The organism is Halorubellus litoreus, assembly GCF_055378595.1.
Genome location: NZ_AP043834.1, coordinates 181,147 through 204,664, shown reverse-complemented (window position 1 = coordinate 204,664; position 23,518 = coordinate 181,147). Strand labels below are relative to the sequence as shown.

Here is a 23,518-nt window from a genome sequence, read left to right as displayed (position 1 = left end):
CCATGTTAACGCGCACCGCATCGATGGGAGCACTCGCAGTCGCCGGCACCGGCGTCGCCAGCGCCGGCGGCGACGGCAACGACACGCTCGACGCCCCACAGGACTTCCCGGGCGTCTCGACCCGCGACCACTTCGACATCACGTGGTACGGCAGCGTCGAACTCGTCGAAGGCACGTACAGCTACGACTACCGCGGCGACTGGGCGAAGTACGACGACGGCGACGAACTCCACCTGTTCGTCCACGGCTGGAACAGCGACGACAGCGACGACGACGACATCGACGGCGGCTACACCATGGGTCGAGCGCTCGCCGAACAGAGCGCCGAAGAGACAACCGCCGTCTACACGTGGGACGCCGACAAAGGCGGTGGCGTCGACCAGGGCTGGTACGAAGCCCAGGAGATCGCCGCCCAGAACGGCCCGAAACTCGCGAACTTCCTGCTCGACTGGCAGGCCAACGACGGCCGCCCCGTCAAGCTCGTCGCGCACTCCCTCGGCGCGCAGGTCGTCGCCTCCGCGATGAAGAACCTCCGCGCGTGGGGCTACCCCGACGTCGTCGACGACCTCGTCCTCGTCGGCGGCGCCGCCGACAACGAAGCCTGCGCGGTCGACGGCGAGTACGGCCCCGGCCTCGAGTACGCCGCCGAATCCGTCCTCAACTGCTACAAGACCGACGACAGCGTCCTCGAATGGGCGTACTCGCTCGGCGAACTCAACACCGCCGTCGGCGAATCCGGCGTCGACGGCACCCCGCCCGCGAACATGACCGAACTCGACGTCACCGACGTCGTCCCCGACCACTACTCGTACCCCGAACTGAAGGAAGACGGCGGCTGCATGGACGTCGTCGTCCAGAACTGGTGACGAAACCACCCGGCGGCGGCAGGACGCAGTAGCTTCCAGCCCGGAAACTGTTCGTCATCTTTTAAGAACCTCGCCGTCGTAGTCCGGGGCATGTCACCAGGTCCCCACGACGCCCCCGACCGCTCGCTCGCCATCGAGACGCGCGGCCTCACGAAACGATTCGGCGACGTCGACGCCGTCACCGACCTCGACCTCGCCATCCCCGCCGGCGTCGTCTACGGGTTCCTCGGCCCGAACGGGTCCGGGAAGACGACGACGATGCGGATGCTCACGACGCTCACGCGACCCACCTCCGGCGAGGCGTTCGTCGCCGGGTCACCCATCACCGACCGCGACGCCGTCATCGACCACATCGGGTACCTCCCCGAGAGCCCGCCCGTCTTCGAGGAACTCACCGCGCGCGAGAACCTCCGGTACGTCGCCTCTCTCCACGACATCCCGCGCTCGCAGGCCGACGCCGAGATCGACGAGTACCTGGAGCGGTTCGGGCTCGCCGACGCCGCCGACCGGCGCGTCGAAGGCTACTCGAAGGGGATGCGTCAGAAACTCGGGCTCGTCCAGGCCATCATCCACGATCCCGACGTCATCTTCCTCGACGAACCCACGAGCGGCCTCGACCCGCGCGCCGCACGCACCGTCAAGGACCTCATCGCTGAACTCGCCGACCGCGACGTCACCATCTTCCTCTCCACGCACATCCTCAGCGTCGTCGACGAACTCGCCGACCGCGTCGCCGTCCTCCACGACGGCGAACTCGTCGCCGAAGGCTCCCCGGACGAACTCAAGCACCGCGCCGAATCCACCGTCGAGAGCACGCTCGAGGACGCGTTCCTCCGCATCACCGACGACCACGACGACGAACCCGTCGAACCGGAGGACGAGGTGATGGCGTGAGCACGCCCACCGAGTCCACGGGCTCAAACAGCGGGATGCGCACCCTCCGGCACGGCCTCACCCTCGGCCGCGTCGACCTCCGCCGGGTCGTCCGCAAGTCCATCGACCGGACGTCTCAGATACTCGCGTACGCCGTCCTCCTGGTCGTGTTCGGCGGCGCGGGCGGCTACGGCGCGTACTTCTTCGGTCGCGAGGTCGGCCTCGGCGGCGCCCTCCCCTTCGAGTACTCGATGCTCGAGGTCGGCCGCGGCGCGTTCGCCATCATGTGGCTGTTCTTCGCCGTTATCATCGTCGTCCGAACCGTCGGGACGCGAGGCACCCTCGAGAACGACGTCGGCGTGCTCTCGGTCGTCCCCACCCGGGAGGCCGTTCTCGGCGTCCTCGTCTCCGAGTTCGTGCTCGCACTCGCGTACGCCCTCCCCCTGTTCTCCGTGCTCGCCGTCGGGTACAGCGTCGGCGCCGGCACGTACACGCTGCTCGCGACCGCACCGCTGGCCGCCGTCGCCGCGAGCGCAACGGCCGTCTCGTTCGCGTACCCGCTCGGGCTCGCTATCAGGCACGTCGTCACGCGCATCCCGTTCGTCGCACGCCACAAGGGCCCGCTCATCGTGCTCGTGTTCGTCGCGTACATGGCGCTCATCCTCTCGGACGTCCTCGGGAACGTCGTCGTCACCATCTTCGAGCCGATGCAGCAGGCGCCGACCGCGTGGTTCGCCGACCTCCTCCTCCTCGGCAGTCCCGTCGCCGCGAGCCCGCTCCGCGCCGCGCTCGCGCTCGCACTCGTCCCCGCGTTCGCCGCCGCGAGCGTCCTCGTCACGACGCGCGTCGCCGACCGCCACTGGTTCGCCGACCCCGTCCTCGCCGGCACCGAGGACGACGACGTCGACGTCGACCCGAACACCGACCGGCACGACGACGGCCTCCTCCTCCGCGTCGAGGACGCACTCGGCGGCGTCGTCGGCCGCGGTACCGCCGCCGTCACCGTCCTCGCGTGGAAGCGCGCCGCACGCGCCCCCCTCAAGTTGCTGTACGTCGCGTACCCGCTCCTGTTCGCGATCGGGTTCCTCGCCGACATCGTCCAGACCGGCGAGGTCCCCGCGTTCGCGCCAGCGGGCGCGCTCCTGTTCGTCGCGTGGGCCGGCGCGGTCGTCTTCACCCTCAACCCACTCGGCGACCAGGGGTCCGCGCTCCCCGCGACCGTCCTCTCCCGGGTCGGCGGCCGCCAGTTCATCGGTGCGCACGTCCTCGCCGGCGCCATCGTCACCATCCCGGTCGGGACCGCGCTCGTCGTCGCACTCGCACTCGCCGTCCCACTGGAGGCCGACGTGCTCGCCGCCGTCGCCCTCGGAACGCCCGCGAGCGTCCTCGTCGGCAGCCTGTTCGCCGTCGGCATCGGGATGCTGTTCCCGCGCTACGAGGCCGTGAACATCACGCGCTCGACGAAAGCCGTCGTCCCGAGCCTCCTCGCGTTCCTCGCGTACTCGCTGTTCCTCGTGCTCGTCGTCGCCGCCGCCGGCATCGTCTACGAGCCCGCGGTCGAACCGTTCGTCGCCGCCATCGCCAGCTGGCTGCTCCCGTTCGGGTGGTCCGTGACCGCCGACACCGTCGGACTCGCCGCGCGCGCCGCCCTCGTCCCGCTCGCCATTGCACCGTTCGCGTCGGCGTGGTACGCCATCCGCCGGTTCGACAGAGTCACGCTCGACTGACTCGCACCCGCCCTGCAACCGCAGTCGCCTTCTCACCGCAGCCGTCTTCTCCTCGCGTCCGCTCTCGTTCCTCGCATCGACGTCGTTCAGCGCGTCGCGAACGCCGCGGCGAGCAGGTACCCGTACCCGAGTGCGCCCGCGAGTCCGACGACTGCTCCCAGCGCCGCCAGACCGCCGAGGCTCGAGCCAGCACCGACCGCCTGGAGCGCGACACCCACTGCCAGTGCACCGACGGCGACGCTCGCGGTGCGCTCGGTGCAGTACCGCCACCGGCCGACGGTCGGCGGATAGAACTGGAACGTGGCGCCGACCACGGTGAGGCCGAGGAACCCGAGGAGCGTGACGCGGCGGTGCGCGACGACGAGCGCGCCGTCGAGGTCGACGACCGCGAACCACGCCCCGAGCGCAACCGCGACGACGCCCGCGACCGCGCCGAGGAGCACGCTCCAGAACGCTATCCGTCGACGTGCCGACCGCCGGAAGCACCAGCCGTAGGCGACCGCGTACGCGACTATCGCGGTCGCTTCGAGGAGCGCGCCCGCGACGAGGAACTCGCCAGCGGGGACGGTCGCCGCGAGCACGACCGGGCCGAGCGCGCCCGTCGCGAGCGCGAGCACGAACGCGTCCCTGGGTGGGTCGACGACGAGGAACCGCGGCCAGAGGCGCGCGCCGAGCGCGAGCACCAGGAGGGTCGCGGTCCCCGCACCGAGGAGGTGCGTCGCACGCGGCGGATACCCGTCGAACACCGGTGCGACGCTCGCGAGCAGGCCGATGGTCGGTGCGGCGTCCCACGCGACCGCGGTGGCGTACGAGCCCGCGAGCAGGTACAGGACCGCGACCGGCACGAACGCGTTCGCCGCGCGGTCGAGGCCCGCGAGGTGGGCTTTCCCGTCGCCGGTCGCGGTCTCGACGCCCGTCGGATTCGAGCGAACCGTCCACGCGATCGCCGCGACGAACACCGCCACGCCGCCGGTCCACGCGAGCGCACCGGCCGTGCCGACGACGCGAGGCACCGCATCGAGCGACGCGGCCGCTACCATCCCCGCCACGCCGACCGCCGTCAGCGGAAGCTGGACGACCATCGCTCGCGGCGCGGCGAGGTCGCGGTCGAAGTACGTCGGCACCAGCGAGTACGCCTTCCCGAACACCACGTGGAGCACGAACCCGTAGAGCGCGAGCGTCACCACCGCTCGTGACGGCGCGCTCGCGAGCATCGCGGCGTGCGCCGCGACCAGCGCGACGACCGCCACCGCGACGTACCGGCGCGCCCACCGCGACACCAGCGCCACAGTCATCGTCCCCGCTTCGACCACCATCCCCAAATCGCTGGTGCCTGGAACGCCCGACCCAGTCGAACTTACTCGCTCGCGCAGGGCGACCGGGCGTACGCGGTCAACCGGTCGTCGAGGTTCAGCACGAACACGACGCGGACGCAGTCAGCGCCGTCAGCGGTCACGTTGAGCCCGCTCGGCGTCGTCTTGAGCGTCTCGCCGTCGCGGACGTCGAGCCGGAACCGGTAGACTCCCGGGTCGTCCGCGAACGCCGCTATCTCGACGCCCGGCGGCCGCGACGCGTTCTCCGAGCCCGCGAGTTCGACGGTGCGACGAACCGCGACCTCTTCGCCGCGATCGGCGACGAACTCCGCCGTCGCGGCCGCAGACCGGCGGTTCAGGACGTCGACCGCCTGGACCGTCACCGGCGTCGCGTCGTCCTCACCGCTCATCGCCGCACAGCCAGCGACCCCGAGGACGCCCGCCGTCGCCGTCGCTCGCAGAACTGAACGTCGCCGCACGCCTCCTACCCGTGGCGCGACGCATAAGTGCTTCCTGCTCGTCACCGAACTGCAGCCTCCCACTTGGCGCGCCGACGCGCGCCAGACCCAGTTCTCGAACTGAACAGTCCGCCCTCATGAAAGGTCGGCCTGAATGAGGTGAACTGCAATCGGTCACCGCCACCTTTCCTATCGAATCCCCCAGTTTCGCGTGCCGCCCTCCACCATGACAGCCACCGACGACAGCGACGACGCCGACCAGAGCGACGACCACGCGGTCAGGGCCGACGGCACCGGCGTCGTCGCGCCCGACGGCGAGACGCCGACGTGGACCGAACGGAAGACGCGAACGCAGGGACTCTCCCGACTCACGTACGAGTACTTCGAGCGCGCCAGACGCGAGGACCAGGACCTCCGCCAGGAGTCCGACTACGTCGAACGCGACGTACTCGGGTTCCCCGCGTGGCCCCACGAGACCATCAGGAACCTCGCCCTGACGAGCTTCTTCGTCGGGATGATACTGTTCCTCGCCGCGACGCTCCCGCCGCACATCGGGCCGCCCGCGAACGGCAACAAGACGCCAGCGGTCATCCTGCCGGACTGGTACCTCTACTGGTCGTTCGGCCTCCTGAAGCTCGGCCCGCTGAACCCCGAACTCTCCATCCTCGGCGGGGAGACCGCCGCGGAGGGCGCGAAACTGATGGCCGACCGCACGTACGGCGTGGTCGCGAACCTCGTCGTCGTCGGCGCCATCACCATCGTCCCGTTCCTCAACAAGGGGAGCGCTCGCCGCCCCGTCGAACAACCGTTCTGGGCGGCCGTCGGCGTCGCCGGCGTGACGTTCGCGTTCACCATCAGCGTCTACTCCCTGAAGAACATCGTCAGCGGACTCGTCGACCCGCAGCTCCTCCTCGACCTCTCGTTCCTCCTCCCACCGATCGCCGGCGTCATCGCGTACGCCGTCCTCCGGTCGATGCAGGAGGGCTACATGTACGACCTGAACCGCCGGTACTACCGACTGCGGCCACCGAAGTGAGACGGTTCGTCGGCCGACTGCAACCACCGAAGTAGGCGGGCTGTCGGCCGGCTGCGACCACCCGAGTTCGGCCGGACGTCGGTTCCTGTGGCGGAATCGTAGTAAGGCCTTTCGGGCGTGCGGTCGAAGTGCCACGTATGTATCAGAACGTCCTCCTGCCGGTGACCGCGGAGACAAGCGACACGCGATTCCTCTACCACGTCGGCGAGCTCGCGACCGCGCTCGACGCCGAGGTGACGTTGCTCGCGGTCGCGGACACGAACCGCGACAGCGTCACGCTCGTCGACGGCGACGTCGTCGACGCGCTCGAGACGGAAGGCGAGCAAGCGCTCGCGGACGCCGAAGGCGTCCTCGAATCCCTCGGTCTCGACCCGCACACGGACGTCGTCCAGGGGACGCCCGCGCGAACCATCGTCGATTACGCCGAGCGCTACGAGCACGACCTCGTCGCGATGCCGACGCACGCCCGAACGGGCATCAAGCGGTATCTCCTCGGGAGCGTCACCGAGAAGGTCGTCCGGCTGTCGCCAGCACCCGTTCTGACCGCGCGAACCGTCGACGACGAGGAGCTCGCGTTCCCCTACGACCGCCTGCTCGTTCCGGTCGACGGGAGTGCGGCGTCGCGTCGCGCGAGCGAGCACGCGCTCTCGCTGGCCGCCACGCTCGACGCGGGCGTCGACGTGCTCTCGGTCGTCGACACCGGCGGTCTCGGGCCGGACGTCCGCGCGCAACTCGTCACGGAGCGCGCTCGCGTCGACGCCCAGGACCTCGTGCGCGACGTCGAGAGCGACGCCACCGAACGCGGGATATCGGACGTCCGAACCGAGGTCCTCGAGGGCGTCCCCGCGGACGCTATCGCGTCCTACGTCGACGACCACGCCGTCGACGCCGTCGTGATGGGGACCACCGGCCGGACCGGCATGAATCGCGTCCTCCTCGGGAGCGTCGCGGAGAAGACGGTGCGGTCCGCGCCCGTTCCCGTCCTCACCGTCCGCGGCGACGACTGACGGCGGGTTCCGGCGTCTGTTCACGGTTTCGGCTCGCGGCGTCGGTCGTCAGCGCACCTGAAGCCGGTCTACGCTTCGTTCTCCGCACTCGATTCCGTCGTTCGCCGTGGTCTCCCACCGTCTGACTAATTCCCGGTTCAATACAACGAAACAATTTTAATTGTGGGTTAATATCGTTAGCTCGATTACCTTTCCGACAATGGCCTGGTCTTCCTCACTACGACGCTGCGGGGTCGTTCTCGTCGCACTCCTCGCAGTCACTGGCATGATCGCACCGTCGGTCGTCGCGGCACCGGGGGCACCCTCGGCTGGTGTCGACGACGCCGACGGGACGCTGGCCACCGACCAGCGAACCGGCATCGACGACACGACAGACGCGAACGGCCCCGGTTCCAGCGGCGGAACCGACGCGCCGACCGCGCTCACCGACAGCGCACCGACGCCGACCCCGACGCTCGCGACCCCGGGCGAGGGGAACGCGACGAACGGCACGAACGCGACGAGCGTGACGCTCGTCACCGGCCAGACCGTCCGCGTCACCGAGCGTAACGGGACGCGCCAGTACGTCACGGACGCGCCAGTCGACATGCGGACGCTCCGTACCGACCGTGGAACGTACGTCTACCCGACGTCCGTGGACTTCTCGACGTTCGACCGCCAGCTGTTCAACGTCGACCTCCTCATCTCGCAGAACCTCACCGACGCCGAGGCCGACTCGATTCCGGTGATCGTCGAGTCGACGCGCGGCCGGCAACCGGTCGGCCAGGAAGCCGGTATCAGCGTCGCGAGCGACGTCGCCGCGATCCAGGCGACGGAGACGCTCGAGACCATCGGCGCGCAGGCCGGTGTCGTCGCGAAGGCAGACGCTCGGCGGGCGACGCGACAGCTCCGTCGCAGCCCGCGCGTCGAGTCCGTCCACCTGGACGTGAAGTACCGCGTCCAGATGGACGACGCGGCGAGCATCGTGAACGCCGAGAGCGCACGCGGTGACTACGACGTGAACGGGAGCGGCGTGACCATCGCCGTCCTCGACACGGGTATCGACGCCACGCACCCCGACATCGACCAGGTCGCCGATGCGAAGGACTTCACCGGCGAAGGCACCACGGCCGACCTGCAGGGGCACGGCACGCACGTCGCCGGCATCGTCGCCGGGAACGGGAACGCCAGCAACGGCACGTACACGGGTATCGCGCCGAACGCCACCCTCCTCAACGGCCGCGTCCTCGGCGAGTACGGGTACGGCTCGACGTCCGGTATCATCGCCGGGATGGAGTGGGCCGCGGACAACGACGCCGACGTCATCAGCATGAGCCTCGGTGGCCGCGCCTCCGTGGTCCGCGAGAACGACCCGTACACGGCCGCCGTCGAGTACGCGGTCTCGAACGGCGCCGCGGTCGTCATCGCCGCCGGGAACAGCGGCAGCCGCTACACCATCGGGTCACCGGGTATCGCCGAGGACGCCATCACCGTCGGCTCCACCGACAAGACTGGCGACCTCTCTTCGTTCTCCTCGCGCGGCCCCACCCCGCAGGGCGAGTACCTCAAGCCGACGCTCGTCGCCCCCGGGAGCAACGTCGTCAGCGCGGCGTCCACTGAGGCGGGCTACACGGACGACTACGTCACGAAGAGCGGGACGAGCATGGCGACGCCCGTCGTCGCGGGCGTCGTCGCGCTCGTCAAGGACGAACACCCCGACTGGGGGCCCCAGCGACTCAAAGCGGCAGTCACCTCGACCGCCGACCCCATCGACGCCGAGACGCCGTACGACGAGGGCGCCGGGCGCGTGAACGCCACCGACGCCGTCGATCCCGGCGTCGTCGTCTCCGAACCTGTCGTCGACTTCGGGACCATCGGCACCGCCGGGAACCACTCGAAGACCATCACCGTCACGAACGTCCAGAACGACTCCGTGACGCTGAACCTCTCGACGAGCGCGACGAACCTCAGCGACTCGCCCGTGCCCGCGTGGACGAACGTCTCCACGCTCACGCTCGACGCCGGCGAGTCCGCGCACGTCAACGTCACCGTCGACGGCGCCGTCCCCATCGGGACGTACGCCGGTCGCGTCAGCTTCGACGACGGCGAGTACACCGCCGTCTTCGGGTACGTCCGCGTCGCGAACCTCACCATCCGGAAGGAAGCGCTCGCCGGTGGTTCCGTCGACAACGACACCGTCGTCCTGCAGTACAACGAATCACGGTCCGGCGGGACGTTCGAAGTCGACGAGTTCAACGGTAGTTCCAGCGCGGCGCTGTCGTACGGTATCGCGGAGCCGGGCGAGTACCTGGTCGCGACCGACGGCGAGACCGCGAACGGGACGGCCGTCTTCCTCACGAAGACGGTGAACGTCACGGACGCGAACACCGTCGTCGTCCTCAACGAGAGCGACGCCGTCCCCGTCACGATGGACGTCTCCGACGTCACGAACCGCACTGGGCCGCTCCACGCCGAGAGCGTCTCCGCCAGGTACCGCGTACCGACCGTCGGCTCCGACTTCACGCTCGGACGGTCCTCGGTCGGGAACGCCTCGCGGCGAGCGTACGTCTCCAACGTCAGCGCGCCCGACGTCTCCCTGATGGCGGCGCTCGCGCCCGTCGACGAGACGCGGTACACCGCGAGCGACCTCGACGTCCCCGCCTGGTACGCGGTCGGTGGCATCGTCGAGGACGTCACGGAGAACGACACCGTCGTCGTCGACGACGCCACGCTCGGGGCGATGGACGTCACGTACCGCCGAACGAAGCCCGGACAGCTGGTCGTCGCACACCTACGGACCGAAGCCGGCTCCGACTACCTCCTCAGCGACTACTTCGGGGGGAACGTCGGCGACCGAACGCACCAGACCATCTACTACACGTCGTCGTTCGAGAAGGGGAAACTCTCCCTCGGCGGCCCCTTCCTCGGGTGGGACGTCGAGCGGAACGAGGACGTCTGGACGCCGTTGAAGGCTGGGCAGACGGTCGACCGCGACCCGCTCGCGCATCCGTTCATCGGCGACCCGCTCGTCAGCACCGCCGGGTACGGGATGTCCATCTCGCTCACCGCCCAGAGCGCGCGCGAGGGCACTCGGACCGCGTACACCGACGACACCGAGGACCAGTACACGGTGACCGTCGACGGCCAGGTCGTCCACGACGAGACCACGTCCGGGTTCGTCGACGAGTACGTCTCCATCAGTGACGGCGACGACTACGGCATCCGGATGGTCGGCCGGAACGACGCGACGAAGCTGTCGACGCGCACCGTCACGAACGTCTCCGCGACCTACGTCGAGAACGGCGACGGGACCGCGCCCGACGTCGCTGACGTCGACCTCGTCGGAATGAACGCGACGAACACCGCGCCGAACGGGAACCTCACCGTCCGCGCCGCAGTCACCGAGTTCGACACGAGCGCCGTCGAGGAGGTCCGTATCTTCGTCGCGACCGGCGACACGACCGGGCCGCCGTCGTGGAACGGCGGCGGGAACTGGACGGCGCTCGACGTCGAGCGCGTCTCCGGGACCCAGTACTGGTACGAGGGCGACGCGTCGCTCGGGACCGCGACCGGGACGCTCGACGTCGCCGTGTTCGCCCGGAACACCGTCGGGTACGAGACGCGCGTCACGACGTTCGACGCCGCGCACCTCGCCGACCTCCCGCCGCGCGTCCAGGTGGACGCGAACCGGACCGCGAAAGGCCCCGGGCTCGCCGTCCCCTACGACGACCCGATCCAGTTCAGTGCACTGAACTCCACCGACAACTTCGACATCGCGAGCTACGAGTGGGACGTCCAGGGTCGCACCGACAGCGGCCCGACCGCGAACGCGACGTTCACGTCGGTCGGCGAGACGACCGTGACGCTCTCCGTGACCGACAACGCGAGCCAGACGACGACCGTCGAACGGACGGTCACGGTCGTCGACACGGAACCGCCGACCGCGGCGGTGTCGCGGAACGGCTCCACGGACCTGACCGTGAACGGGACGACGATACGGTTCGACGCGAGCGCGTCCACCGACGACGTCGGCGTCACCGCGTACCACTGGGACGTCAACGACGACGAGAGCATCGACGCCATCACGCAGACGCCGACCTACGAGCACACGTTCCTCGTCGCGGGCACGCACGACCCGACGGTGTACGTCGTCGACCACGGGGAGAACGTGGACACGGCGACCGCCGCGACCGTCACCGTCAGCGACCGGACGCCACCGACCGCGAACGTCGCCGCGAACCGGACGTCGGTGAACGTCTCGCGTCCGCTCGAACTGAACGCGAGCGCCAGCAGCGACGACGGCGCGATCGACCGCTACGAGTGGACGCTCGACGACGACGACAACCGCACCACCGGGTCGCCGACGGTGACGAAGACGTACGACTCGCTCGGGAACCGCACCGTCACGGTCACCGTCTACGACACCGCCGGGAACGCGTCGACGGCGTCCGTCGACGTGAACGTCACCGACGAGATCCCGCCGACGGCCGCGTTCGACATCGGGCACTACGACGACGAGCTGACGGTGAACACGACCGAGCGGCTGTACGCGTCCGACTCGACGGACAACTACGGCATCGCCGAGTACCGCTGGGACGTCGACGACGACGGCGTCGCCGAGGTGAACACCACAGACGACACGCTCGAGTGGACGTTCGACACCATCGAGACGGCGACGGTGAACCTGACCGTCGTCGACGAGCGCGGGAACGCCGAGAGCGTCGAACAGTCGTATCCCGTCGTGGACGACCAGGAACCCGTCGTGTCCGCGTCCGCGAACCGGACCGAGGTCCTCCCCGGGGAACCGATTCGCTTCACGTCGACCGCGACCGACAATACGCGCGTCGAGTCGTACACGTGGTATCACCCCAACGGCACGCAGTACGACGGCCGGAACGCGACGATGCGGTTCACCGACTACGGTCAGGATTACGCGTACCTCGTCGTCGAGGACGTGCACGGGAACGCCGAGTACGAGTTCGTCTACTTCGACGTCGAAGACCCCGAACCGCCGACGTTGAACGTGACGCTGAACCGGACCGAGGTCGAGCACGGTGCGACCGTCGAGTTCGCGACGGTGAACGCGACCGACAACGACGAGGTCGACTACCTGCTGTACGACTACGACGCGGACGGTTCCTACCAGCGGTGGTACGGCGCCACGTGGGACATGCCGTCGATCGACGCGACGTGGTACGGTGACCGCACGATATCGGTGATTGCGGTCGACCCGGCGGGCAACCATGCCGAGGACACGGCGACGCTCACGGTCGTCGACGAGACGCCGCCGACGCCCGCGGTCTCCGTCTCGAACGCGACGCCGACGGTCGGCCAGGCGATCTCGTTCGACGCGTCGTCGTCGACGGACAACGACGCGGTCGAGACGGTGGAGTGGGACTTCGACGGTGACGGTACCGTCGACGACACCGGGATGGCGGTGTCGCACGCGTTCGAGTCGGCGGGCGAGTACGACGTCGAGATGACGGCAATCGATCCTGCTGGGAACGAGAACACTGCGACCGTCTCCGTCAACGTCTCCGCGAAGAGCGGCGGTGGCGGTGGTGGCGGTGGCGGTGGCGGCGGCGCTGGTGGGGACGACCCGCGCGTCGTCCTGAAGAGTGCCACGGTCTCCTCGTCCGACGTCGCGGTCGGCGAATCCGTGACCGTCACGGCGACGTACGAGAACGAGCACACGGCGACGAAGACGGAGGCGGTGACGCTGACGGTGTCCGGGAGCGAGGTCGCGGAGAAGTCGGTGTCCATCACCGGGCGCTCGGAGCGCACGGTGACGATGACGTACACGTTCGAGGAGACCGGGACGTTCCGGGTGTCGGTCGACGGCCGACGCGCCGGGTTCGTGTCGGTGAGCGGCGCTGACGACGGTGGGGACGGCGGTGACGGTGGTGACGGTGGGGACGGCGGTGACGGTGGAACCACCACGACGCAGTCACCGACCACGACGGACGCGGTATCGACCACGACCACGGTCGCATCGACGGACGATCCCACCGCGAGCACGACGACCGCAGCCGACGGGTCCGGAAGCGGCCCCACGCCCGGGTTTGGCGTTGTCTCCGTCGTCCTCGCGGTCCTCGCGTCGCTCGCTGCTGTAGCGCACCGACGGGACTGACGCGACCGCTCGACGCGACCACGCACTCCCCGTCGGTACCGAAGCAGGAACTGGGTTCTCGATATCGAGCCTCTGAGGGGGGTCTCTTCCGCCGATGACCCGCCCGCTATTAATATCCAAATTTTAACCCCTGAACGAAACCGTTTTATGTATGCATACTTACTTTCTGGCCAATTGGGGGCTTGACATTACTGATGGACTCGACGCCACGACGACTCCTCGTCGTCCTCGTGACCGCGCTCGCGGTCACCGGGACAATCGCACCGTTCGCCGCCGCCCAGCCCGTCACCCAACCGACGGCAGGCAGCGGCCTCACCGACGACGACCGGCCGCCCGCTGCGAACACCGTCGACAGCCTCGGTCCGAGCGCCACTGTGGAGCGCAAACCGTCCGTGCACCCGCGAGCGCTCACGGACCGCGCACCGACGCCCACGCCGGACGACCCAGCGGGACCGAACGGATCGGTCACCGAGCGCTACGAGGTCACGCTCGTCACCGGCCAGACCGTCCACGTCACCGAGCGTAACGGGACGCGCGAGTACTACGTCGACGCCGAGACCGACATGCGGACGCTCCGAACCGGGAGCGGCACGTACGTCTACCCGGCCTCGACCGACTTCTCGACGTTCGACCGCCAGCTGTTCAACGTCGACCTCCTCATCTCGCAGAACCTCACCGACGCCGAAACCGACGCGCTTCCCGTCATCGTCGAAGCCGCGACCGGCCGGCAGGCCACGGGCGACGACGCTGGCGTCGGCGTCGCGAGCACCGTCGGCGCGATGTCCGTCGACCAGACCCTCGAGAGCATCGGCGCGCAGGCCGGCCGCATCCAGAAGGGCGCCGCCAGTGACGCCGCCGCGGCACTCCGGGCGACCGACCGCGTCGAATCCGTCCACCTCGACGTCCAGTACCAGGTCCAGTTGGACGACGCGGCGAGCATCGTGAACGCCGAGAGCGCACGCAGTGACTACGACGTGAACGGGAGCGGCGTCACCGTCGCCGTGCTCGACACGGGTATCGACGCCACGCACCCCGACATCGACCAGGTCGTCGCCGAGAAGGACTTCACGGACGAGAACACCACCGCGGACCTGCAGGGGCACGGCACGCACGTCGCCGGCATCGTCGCCGGTGACGGCGACGCCAGCAACGGCGCCTACACCGGAATCGCGCCGAACGCCACCCTCCTCAACGGCCGCGTCCTCGGCGCCGACGGTCGCGGCTACACCTCCGACATCATCAAGGCGATGCAGTGGGCCGCCGACCGCGACGCCGACGTCATCAGCATGAGCCTCGGCGGCGACGCCACCGAGGTCCGCTCCAACGACCCGTATACGGCCGCCGTCGAGTACGCCGTCTCGAACGGCACCGCGGTCGTCATCTCCGCCGGCAACGACTACGACCGGTACACCATCGGGTCGCCGGGTATCGCCGAGGACGCCATCACCGTCGGCTCCACCGACAAGAACGGTGACCTCTCTTCGTTCTCCTCGCGCGGCCCCACGCCGAGAGGCTACTTCCTGAAACCCGACGTCGTCGCACCCGGGAGCGACGTCGTCAGTACCGCGTCCTCCCAGGCCGGGAACACCGACGACTACGTCACCAAGAGCGGGACCAGCATGGCAGCGCCCGTCGTCTCCGGCGTCGTCGCGCTCGTCAAGGACGAACACCCCGACTGGGGGCCCCAGCGACTCAAAGCGGCAGTCACCTCGACCGCCGACCCCATCGACGCCGAGACGCCCTACGACCAGGGCGCGGGACGCGTGAACGCCACCGACGCCGTCGACCCCGACGCGGTCGTCTCGGACCCCGTCGTCGACTTCGGGACGCTCCAGTCCGGCGGGAACCACACGAAGGTCGTCGCGGTCACCAACCCGAGCGACGACGCCGTCACGCTGAACGTGTCGACGAACGCGACCGGCCTCGACGGCACGCCGGTCGCAGCGTCCACGAACGTCTCCACGCTCACGCTCGACCCTGGTGAATCGACGACCGTCGCAATCACCGTGAACGCGTCCGTCCCGCTCGGCGTCTACGGCGGTCGCGTGAACTTCGACGACGGCGACATCACGGCCGTCTTCGGGTTCGCGCGAACGACGACCGTCACCGTCGACAAGACGCCGCGAGGTGCCGAGGGCGACCACGGCTACGACGAACTCGTCGTCCACTACAACGAGACCGAACAGCACGAGCCGTTCGTCGACGACTACATGCGGAACGACACGTACACGTTCGACGTCGTCAACCCCGGAGAGTACCGCGTGACGACGATGGGGAGCCTGGAGAGCGCGCAGTACACGCCCATCATGATGACGCGAACGGTACAGATAGGGCGCAGCAATCTAACCGTGAACTTCGACGAGCGGACCGCCGACCCCGTTCGGCTCGACGCGTCAGACGTCGAGAACGAGACCGGCCCACTCGTCAACGAAACCATGCAGTTCTGGCTGAAGTTCGACGCTGGCGGGTGGGACCGCGAGATATCGGAGAAAGATTACTGGACCGAGAACCGGACGGTCTACGTCGCGACCGAGGGCGCGTCGACGGTCGAGGTCCGCGGCGCGTTCGTGCCCGCGAACGAGACCGCGGCCACCGAAGAGACGTTCGATGCACCCCGGTTCTACTCGCTCGCGTACCGCATCCAGGACGTCACGGGTCCGCGGACCATCACCGTCGACCGCGACGACCTCGACTCCGTCAACGCGACGTACACGCGAACCAAGCCAGGTGAACCGCTCATCGCGTACTTCGAACCGCGGTTCGAGAACGACACGTTCGGCGCGATGCGAGCCGGTGGGGAGGTCGGTGATCGCGTTCACCAGACCATCTACTACTCGGACTCCTTCGTGGACGCCGGCATGAGCATCTGGGACGGCGGCGAGGGTGACGCGAAGTGGGCGACCACCACGCAGTTCTACGACCGCCCCGACCTCGACGAGATACGGAACGTCATGCTCCGGCCGCTCGACCACCCACACACGGGGTTCTACGGGTTCGATCACATCGACGAGGATTCGTTCATCGTGAAACTCCTCGCGCAGTCGAACGAGGACCCGCTGCTCAACCGTTACAGTAGTCTCGGCGAGGAACGCATCCGCATCTACGTCGACGGCGAGAAGTGCTTCGACGAACCGTACGGGAACGTCAACGTCGGCTGCGAGTACGAGGATGACGACTCGTTCCGGTTCTACATGACCGCCGAGAAGGGACACCAGAACGTCTCGACCCGGGTCGTCACGAACGTCACGGGGCGACTCCACGACGACGGCGACGCCACGCCGCCGCAGGTCCGAGACGTTGACGTCCCGAGCACGAACGCGACGAGTTACGCGTCGAACGGGAACCTCACGGTCGAAGCGACCGTCACCGACCCCGGTAGTTCGACCGTCAGCGAGGTCGTCGTCCTCGTCAGCACGGCGAACGCGACGACCGTTCCCTCGTGGGACGGCGGCGGGAAGTGGACGGCGCTCGACGCCGAGCGCGTGCCCGGCACCGACCGGTACCGCGCCACGACGAACGTCGGTCCCTACGAGGGTTCGGTCGACGTCGCGGTGTTCGCGCGGAACACGCTCGGATACGAGATGCGGACGACGTCGTTCGACGGCGTGCGCGTCACCGACCTGCCGCCGACGCCGCGGGTGTCCGTGAACGGGAGCTACTCGGTCGACCGCCTCCCGAAGGACGAGTCCGTCGAGCTGCTCGCGACGAACAGCACCGACAACTTCGGTATCGACGCCTACGAGTGGGCGGTGAACGGCGAGACCGCGAGCGGGCCGTCGACGAACGTCACGTTCGACTCGTATGGCGCGTACACGGTGTCGCTGACCGCGACCGACACCGCCGGACAGTCCGCGACTGTGACCCGGACCGTGCACGTGGTCGACACCGTGGCACCGGTCGCGGACGTGACGACGAACGCGACGAGTCCCATCACGGTCAACGGGACGCCCGTCGAACTCGCCGCCGGGAACTCGACAGATAACACTGGCGTCGTCGAGTACCGCTGGGACGCCGACGCCGATGGCGCGTTCGAAGCCGTCACGAACGACTCGACGTACACGCACACGTACCTCCACGCCGGGAACGTGACCCCGTCGGTCACCGTGGTGGACCGACAGGAGAACGCGGACACGGCGACCGCGAGCGAGTTCGCGGTCGTCGACGACGCGGCGCCGACCGCCGCCATCGCGGACCCCGGTATCGTGAACGTGTCCGCGAACGACACGCTCTCGGCGGGGCCGAGCACGGACAACGGCGCTATCGACCACTACGCGTGGTCGTTCGAGGACGGGACCACGGTGAACACGACGAACGCGACCGTCACGGTCGTCTTCGACGAGTTCGGCCCGGAGAACGTCTCGGTCACGGTCGTCGACACGGCCGGGAACCGAGCGACCGCGAACCGGACCGTCGAGGTCGGTGACGACCTCCCGCCCGCGGCGACGTTCTCGCCGCAGGGCGTCCTGAACGCGAACCGGTCCGCGACCCTCGACGCATCGAACACCACCGACAACGTAGCCATCAGCGAGTACCGCTGGGACGTCGACGACGACGGCGTCTTCGAGGCGAATTCGACGACCGCGACGACGACGCACGTCTTCGAGACGTACGGCGAGACGACCGTCACGCTCGCGGTCGTCGACGACGCCGGGAACGTCGGCACCGTCACGCAGACCGTGATGGTGAACGACACGATCCCCCCGAACGCGTCCGTCACGGGTACCGAGGGGGCGTACGAGGTCGGCGAGACCGTCGTCCTGAATGCCTCCGGGTCCACCGACAACACGGTCATCGAGTCGTACACGTGGTACCCGGGGAACCACCCGGAGGACCCGGTGAATACCGACCCTGAGACTGCTGACCACGACGGCGCGGTCGGGCAGGTCGTCAACGTGACGTTCGACTCGCCGGGCGACCCCAACTACTATCTCGTCGTCGAGGACGCCCACGGGAACGTGGACGTCGAGCACGTCGAAGTGAACGTGACCGATACGCAGGCGCCGAACGTCTCGCTCGGGTTCGAGAACGATACCGTCGAGTACGGCGAGACGGTGTCGCCGGGCACGCTCACGTACGAGGACGTGCACGAGGTCGCGACCGTCGAGTACGACCTCGACGGTGACGGCGCGTACGAGGCGAACGTCTCGAACCCGGTCGTGAACGCGACGTGGGTGGGGACGCGGACGCTCTCGATTCGGGCGGTCGACCCGTCCGGGAACGCGGCGACGGCGAACGCGACGCTCACGGTCGTCGACGAGACGCTTCCGTCGGCTGATTTCGACGTGAACAGCACGTCGGGGGCGCCCGGTGATGCGTTCGCGTTCGACGCGACGGATACGTCGGACAATCACCGCATCGACTCCTACGAGTGGGACTTCGACGGCGACGGTCAGCCCGACGCGACCGGGGCGGCACCGACGCATCGGTTCGAGTCCGCCGGGAACTACTCGGTCCTCCTGACGGTCACGGACGCGTCCGGGAACGAGGACGTCACCGCTCGCGAGGTCGTCGTCCAGAACGCCAGTGGCGGCGGCGGTGGCGGCGGTGGTGGCGGTGGTGGCGGCGCCGGCGGGGACGACCCGCGCGTCGTCCTGAAGAGCGCGACCGTCTCCGCCTCCGACGTCGCGGTCGGCGAATCCGTGACCGTCACGGCGACGTACGAGAACGAGCACACGGCGACGAAGACCGAAGCCGTGACGCTCTCGGTCTCCGGTACCGAGGTCTCCGAGAAGTCCGTGACCATCACGGGCGGTTCCGAGCGGACGGTGACGATGACGCACACGTTCGAGGAGACCGGGACGTTCCGGGTGTCCGTCGACGGCCGGCGCGCCGGGTTCGTGTCGGTGAGTGGCGCCGACGACGGCGGCGACGGCGGCGATGATGGCGATGGCGGCGACGGTGAGGACACCACGACGACGCAGCCCTCGACCACGACGGCTGCGGGCGAGGATCCGAGCACGACCGCGGCCGCATCGACGGACGAGTCAACTCCGAGCACGGGCACGGCGGATGACGGCACCAGCAGTGACGGCTCCGGAAGCGGCTCCACGCCCGGATTCGGCGTCCTGCTCGCGCTCGTTGCACTCCTCGCGGGTACCGCTGCAATCGCGCGTTCTCGCGACTAGCCCGCGCCGAACCCGCTTCCGCGCTTCCGTGGATTCGCGGAGACGACGCGTCGGACGCGGTCGGTCCTCGCCAAAGCGTTTTAACGCGACTACCGCCGATACGTACACGATGCCAACGGACGACATGTCGGTCCCCGACGCGGCCGCGTACGCCGGTGACGTCATCGACCGAATCGCAGCGGCCGTCATCACGGACCGTGCGTTCCTCGAAACCGTCCTCACGGGGGTGCTCGCTCGCGGGCACGTCCTCCTCGAGGACGTCCCGGGAACCGGGAAGACGCTCACCGCGCAAGGGACCGCGCACGCGCTCGGGCTGTCGTTCAATCGCGTGCAGTTCACGCCGGACCTCCTCCCGAGCGACATCACCGGGTCGCACGTCTACAACGAGCACACCCAGGAGTTCCAGTTCAACGAAGGGCCGATATTCGCGAACGTCGTCCTCGCCGACGAGATCAATCGCGCACCGCCGAAGACCCAGGCGGCGCTCCTGGAGGCGATGGACGAGAAGCAGGTGAGCGTCGACGGGGAGACACGGGAGCTCCCGGACCCGTTCTTCGTCATCGCGACCCAGAACCCCGTCGAGCAGGAGGGGACGTTCGAGCTGCCGGAAGCGCAACGCGACCGGTTCGTGATCAAGACCGCGATGGGGTACCCCGACCGCGACGGCGAGCTCGAACTCATCGACCGGCGCGCGAACCGCTTCACGCAGATGCCGACGATCGACGCGGCGGTCGACAAGTCACAGGTCCGCGCGCTCCAGGAAGTCCCCGAGCGCGTGCACGTCGAGGGGAACGTCCGCGAGTACCTCGTCGACGTCGCGCGCGCCACTCGCGTCGACGACCGCGCCGAGATCGGCGTGTCGCCGCGCGGCATCCAGCGGTTCTTCGAGGCGGCGCGCGCTCGCGCCGTCATCGCCGGCCGGGACTACGTCACGCCGGACGACGTGAAGTTCGTCGCCGATCCCGTGATGCGCCACCGCATCGTCCTCACGCCCGAGGCGAACATCCAGGGCGTCACGAAGGCCGACGTCGTCGACAGCGCGCTCCAGAGCGTCGACGTCCCGAACGTCACCGGCCGCTGACGCGCCGGACGTTCCCTGGCGGCGCTCGCGGGGCGACGACCGCTCGGCTGGCGACGGTCACTCCGCGGGCGACGCCTTGACGACGCGGACCTCGCGCTCCGACAGCTCGTCGACGGTCCGACCGACGCCCGAGAAGTGCTCGTCGTGGTCGCCGTGCTCGCCGACGACGACGACCGTTGCATCCACCTCGTCGGCGTACTCGAGGATGACCTCGTGTGGCGTGCCACGTCGCGTGTCGCCGTCGACCGCGACGTCGCTCGCGTCCGCCATCCGCATGACCTCGCGGACGCTGACGTCGGCGTGATCCTCCGCGTAGATCGTCGCGAGCTCGCCGGAACTCAGCGCCGGTTCGTCGAACTTCCGCTCGTCGACCACGCAGAGGACGTGGAGGTCGTGTCCGCCCGCGGCCGCGAGCTCGATCGCTTCCGTCGCCGCTTCGCGAGCGTACTCGCTCCCGTCGGTCGCAAGGAGTATGGTACTCATAGGTCCACTACGACAGGCCGTTGGATAACTCGGCCGCTGGATTCCGCGCGCCGAGAATCACGCGTCGGTGACTGGTCGGTAACCGTCGGTCGTCACGTCGCTTCGGCGCCGCTGGTCTCGTGCCAGCCGCCGCCGTCGACGACCTCGAACAGCTCCCGCCAGTTCTCGTCGTCCTCGCTCTCGGGGAGCTGGTCGCGGAGCTGCTGGAAGTCGGATTCGGGCACGAGGTCGTGGACGAGGTCGACGATCAGTCGGGCGTGGTACGCCGCGTCCGTCCCGTCGCCGCGCTCTATCTCGGCGACGCGCGCGACGAACGTCGACCAGTCGAACCGCTGGCCGTGCTCCTCGGGTGCGCCCGCGAGATACCAGTCTATCTCCATCGGGAGGGACGCCGCGAGGTCCTCGGCGGCGTCCTTCGGGATGCGAGCACCGAGCGTCGATGAGCGTCGCGCGTATCGCGCGAACCGTCTCGCCGGTCCCCGGAAGCTCGAGTCGATGCTGTACTTCGCCGGTGAATTCGTCGAAGTTCATGGATATCACTGAATGTCGGTCGGTCCGGCTCCGGCGCGCCACGGGCGACGACCGCTCGACTGGAACGTTCACGGGCCGCCAGCGCTGGGCGGCGACGTCTGTCGACGTTCGACCGCGCGCCACATAGCGGCTGTTCCGAGGTAATGCGACTCGCCGACCGACTGGTGGCGTCGTTGCGACCAGGAGTCGACGCTTCCCGTCAGTGTGCGGTCCACCCGCCGTCGACGGGGATGTTCGCTCCCGTGACGTACGTCGCGCCCTCCGATGCGAGGAACACTGCGAGCGGCGCGATCTCCTCGGGTTGTGCCGGTCGATTCATCGGGGTCTCGTCGAGCAGTATCTCGTAGAACCTGTCGGACTCGAGGAGTTCCGACGTCATCGGCGTCTCCACGAACCCCGGACAGATGCTGTTCACGTTCAGGCCGGCCTCGGCGTAGTCGACCGCGACCTGCTGCGTGAAGTTCACCACGCCGCCCTTGGCCGCGGAGTACGCCGCCGCGCCTCGCCCGCCGACGAGCCCGTAGATGGACGCCACGTTGACGACGAACCCCTCGGACTCCAGGAGGTGCGGGAGCGCCGCCTTGGTCCCGTACATCACGCCGCTCAGGTCGACGTCGACGACGCGATGCCACTCCTCGAGCGTCATGTCGCCGACGGACGACTCGCTCCCGACGCCCGCGTTGTTCACGATCACGTCGAGCGCGCCGAACTCCTCCACGGTCACGTCAACGAGCGCGGAGACCTGCTCGTAGTCGCTGACGTCCGTCCGAACGAACGTACACCCGAGTTCGTTCGCTGCGGCCTCCCCGTCGTCCACGTTCCGGTTCGCGACGACGACGTTCGCGCCTTCGTCGACGTACGCCGACGCGATCGCGTATCCGATACCTGACGAACCGCCGGTGACGATCGCCGTCTTCCCTTCGAGTTGCATGGGGTCTCTCCACGCGAGTATACGGTCGGTGGCGGCATAGTGACTGCCCCGATACTCGCAGGACTTGACTCGTGCCGTCATGGCCGCAGTCCATCGTCTCCCCCAGCGCGTGCCCGACGCCTCGAAGGTTGTGCTGGTCGTGGGTTGTGCTGGTCGTGTCCGGAACCCGACGGTGGTCCCCGTAGAGGCCGACCCCATGTTCCAAGGTATCGTCTACCGAAGTGACGCGTATGGACGGGATTCCTCCATTCCGCGACCGAACCGACGCCGGCGAACGGCTCGCCGCGGCACTCCGCGACCGCGGCGTCGAGGCGGACCTCGTCCTCGCGATTCCGCGCGGCGGGCTCCCGCTCGGTCGCGCCGTCGCGGACGCGCTCGACGCGCCGCTCGACGTCGTCGTCGCGAAGAAACTCGGCGCGCCCGGGAACCCCGAGTACGCCATCGGCGCGGTCGCGAGCGACGGGAGCGTCTGGCGGAACGAGGCGGCGTTCCGGGACGGTCGCGTCGACGAGGCGTACTTCGAGCGCGAACGCGACCGGCAGGTCGACGCCGCCCGCGAGAAGGCGCGACGGTACCGCGCGGGCGACCTCGAACCGGACGTCGCCGGGAAGCGCGTCGTCCTCGTCGACGACGGCGTCGCCACCGGGTCCACGGTCCGCGCGTGCCTCCAGCAACTCCGGAACGGCGACGCCGCCCACGTCGTCCTCGCGGTCCCCGTCGCTCCACCCGACACCGCGAGCGCTCTCCGCGAGCACGCCGACGACGTCGTCTGCCTCGCGGAACCACGCCACTTCCAGGGCGTCGGCCAGTTCTACGAGCGCTTCACGCAGGTCTCGGACGAGGAAGCGCTCGCGTACCTCGACGACCACGACTGACGAGTCCACGGCGGGGGTGGCGTCACCCGACGGGTCTCGCGTCGAACCCCGCCAGTCAGGAGGGTTCCGTCGGCCCCACCGACGACCTTCGCACGCTCTCACA

The 23,518-nt window shown here is 68.9% G+C and carries 13 protein-coding genes and 1 pseudogene; 9 read left to right on the top strand and 5 right to left on the bottom strand.

Going from position 1 to position 23,518, the window contains the following annotated elements:
• Positions 1–23: 23 nt before the first annotated feature.
• From ACZ48X_RS00885 to ACZ48X_RS00875, 3 genes are all read left to right on the top strand, one after another.
• Positions 24–866: a DUF726 domain-containing protein gene (locus ACZ48X_RS00885; RefSeq protein ID WP_336351462.1), complete on the top strand. Its 843-nt coding sequence runs from the start codon at positions 24–26 to the stop codon at positions 864–866.
• A 90-nt stretch (positions 867–956) separates the two neighbouring features.
• On the top strand, positions 957–1,760 hold the full coding sequence (locus tag ACZ48X_RS00880) for an ABC transporter ATP-binding protein (RefSeq protein ID WP_336351463.1): 804 nt from the start codon (positions 957–959) through the stop codon (positions 1,758–1,760).
• Entirely contained in the window at positions 1,757–3,466 is a 1,710-nt protein-coding gene (locus ACZ48X_RS00875; protein ID WP_336351464.1) for a hypothetical protein, read from the top strand. The genes ACZ48X_RS00880 and ACZ48X_RS00875 overlap by 4 nt, the downstream gene beginning before the upstream one ends.
• An 86-nt stretch (positions 3,467–3,552) precedes the next feature.
• Here ACZ48X_RS00875 and ACZ48X_RS00870 read toward each other — a convergent pair whose 3' ends face one another.
• Both ACZ48X_RS00870 and ACZ48X_RS00865 read right to left on the bottom strand, forming a co-directional pair.
• Positions 3,553–4,761, bottom strand: coding sequence for a hypothetical protein (locus tag ACZ48X_RS00870; protein WP_336351465.1), 1,209 nt, complete (start codon positions 4,759–4,761; stop codon positions 3,553–3,555).
• A 62-nt stretch (positions 4,762–4,823) separates the two neighbouring features.
• Positions 4,824–5,258: a hypothetical protein gene (locus tag ACZ48X_RS00865; protein WP_336351466.1), complete on the bottom strand. Its 435-nt coding sequence runs from the start codon at positions 5,256–5,258 to the stop codon at positions 4,824–4,826.
• Between the two features lie 205 nt (positions 5,259–5,463).
• Here ACZ48X_RS00865 and ACZ48X_RS00860 point away from each other — a divergent pair, with 205 nt between their 5' ends.
• The 5 genes from ACZ48X_RS00860 to ACZ48X_RS00840 all read left to right on the top strand — a co-directional run bounded on the left by ACZ48X_RS00860 (position 5,464) and on the right by ACZ48X_RS00840 (position 20,595).
• Complete coding sequence (locus tag ACZ48X_RS00860; RefSeq protein WP_336351467.1) at positions 5,464–6,273, top strand: cytochrome b family protein; 810 nt, start codon at positions 5,464–5,466, stop codon at positions 6,271–6,273.
• A 137-nt stretch (positions 6,274–6,410) separates the two neighbouring features.
• Positions 6,411–7,280, top strand: coding sequence for a universal stress protein (locus ACZ48X_RS00855; protein ID WP_336351468.1), 870 nt, complete (start codon positions 6,411–6,413; stop codon positions 7,278–7,280).
• 199 nt (positions 7,281–7,479) lie between these two features.
• Positions 7,480–13,389, top strand: coding sequence for a S8 family serine peptidase (locus tag ACZ48X_RS00850; protein WP_336351469.1), 5,910 nt, complete (start codon positions 7,480–7,482; stop codon positions 13,387–13,389).
• Between the two features lie 194 nt (positions 13,390–13,583).
• Positions 13,584–19,514, top strand: a complete 5,931-nt coding sequence (locus ACZ48X_RS00845) for a S8 family serine peptidase (protein WP_336351470.1) — start codon at positions 13,584–13,586, stop codon at positions 19,512–19,514.
• A 109-nt stretch (positions 19,515–19,623) separates the two neighbouring features.
• The gene (locus ACZ48X_RS00840) at positions 19,624–20,595 is read left to right on the top strand and encodes an AAA family ATPase (RefSeq protein ID WP_336351471.1); all 972 of its coding nucleotides are present in this window, start codon (positions 19,624–19,626) and stop codon (positions 20,593–20,595) included.
• Positions 20,596–20,652: 57 nt separating this feature from the next.
• On the opposite strand, the gene ACZ48X_RS00835 is transcribed toward ACZ48X_RS00840, so the two are convergent.
• The 3 genes and pseudogenes from ACZ48X_RS00835 to budC all read right to left on the bottom strand — a co-directional run bounded on the left by ACZ48X_RS00835 (position 20,653) and on the right by budC (position 22,540).
• The gene (locus ACZ48X_RS00835; RefSeq protein ID WP_336351472.1) at positions 20,653–21,078 is read right to left on the bottom strand and encodes a universal stress protein; all 426 of its coding nucleotides are present in this window, start codon (positions 21,076–21,078) and stop codon (positions 20,653–20,655) included.
• 92 nt (positions 21,079–21,170) lie between these two features.
• Positions 21,171–21,609, bottom strand: a pseudogene (locus ACZ48X_RS00830) (DUF2267 domain-containing protein).
• A gap of 199 nt (positions 21,610–21,808) precedes the next feature.
• Positions 21,809–22,540 (bottom strand): meso-2,3-butanediol dehydrogenase, encoded by a 732-nt coding sequence (gene budC / locus ACZ48X_RS00825; protein ID WP_336351474.1) that lies wholly within the window; start codon positions 22,538–22,540, stop codon positions 21,809–21,811.
• A 230-nt stretch (positions 22,541–22,770) separates the two neighbouring features.
• Here budC and ACZ48X_RS00820 point away from each other — a divergent pair, with 230 nt between their 5' ends.
• On the top strand, positions 22,771–23,415 hold the full coding sequence (locus ACZ48X_RS00820; RefSeq protein ID WP_336351475.1) for a phosphoribosyltransferase: 645 nt from the start codon (positions 22,771–22,773) through the stop codon (positions 23,413–23,415).
• The last annotated feature ends 103 nt before the right edge of the window (positions 23,416–23,518 follow it).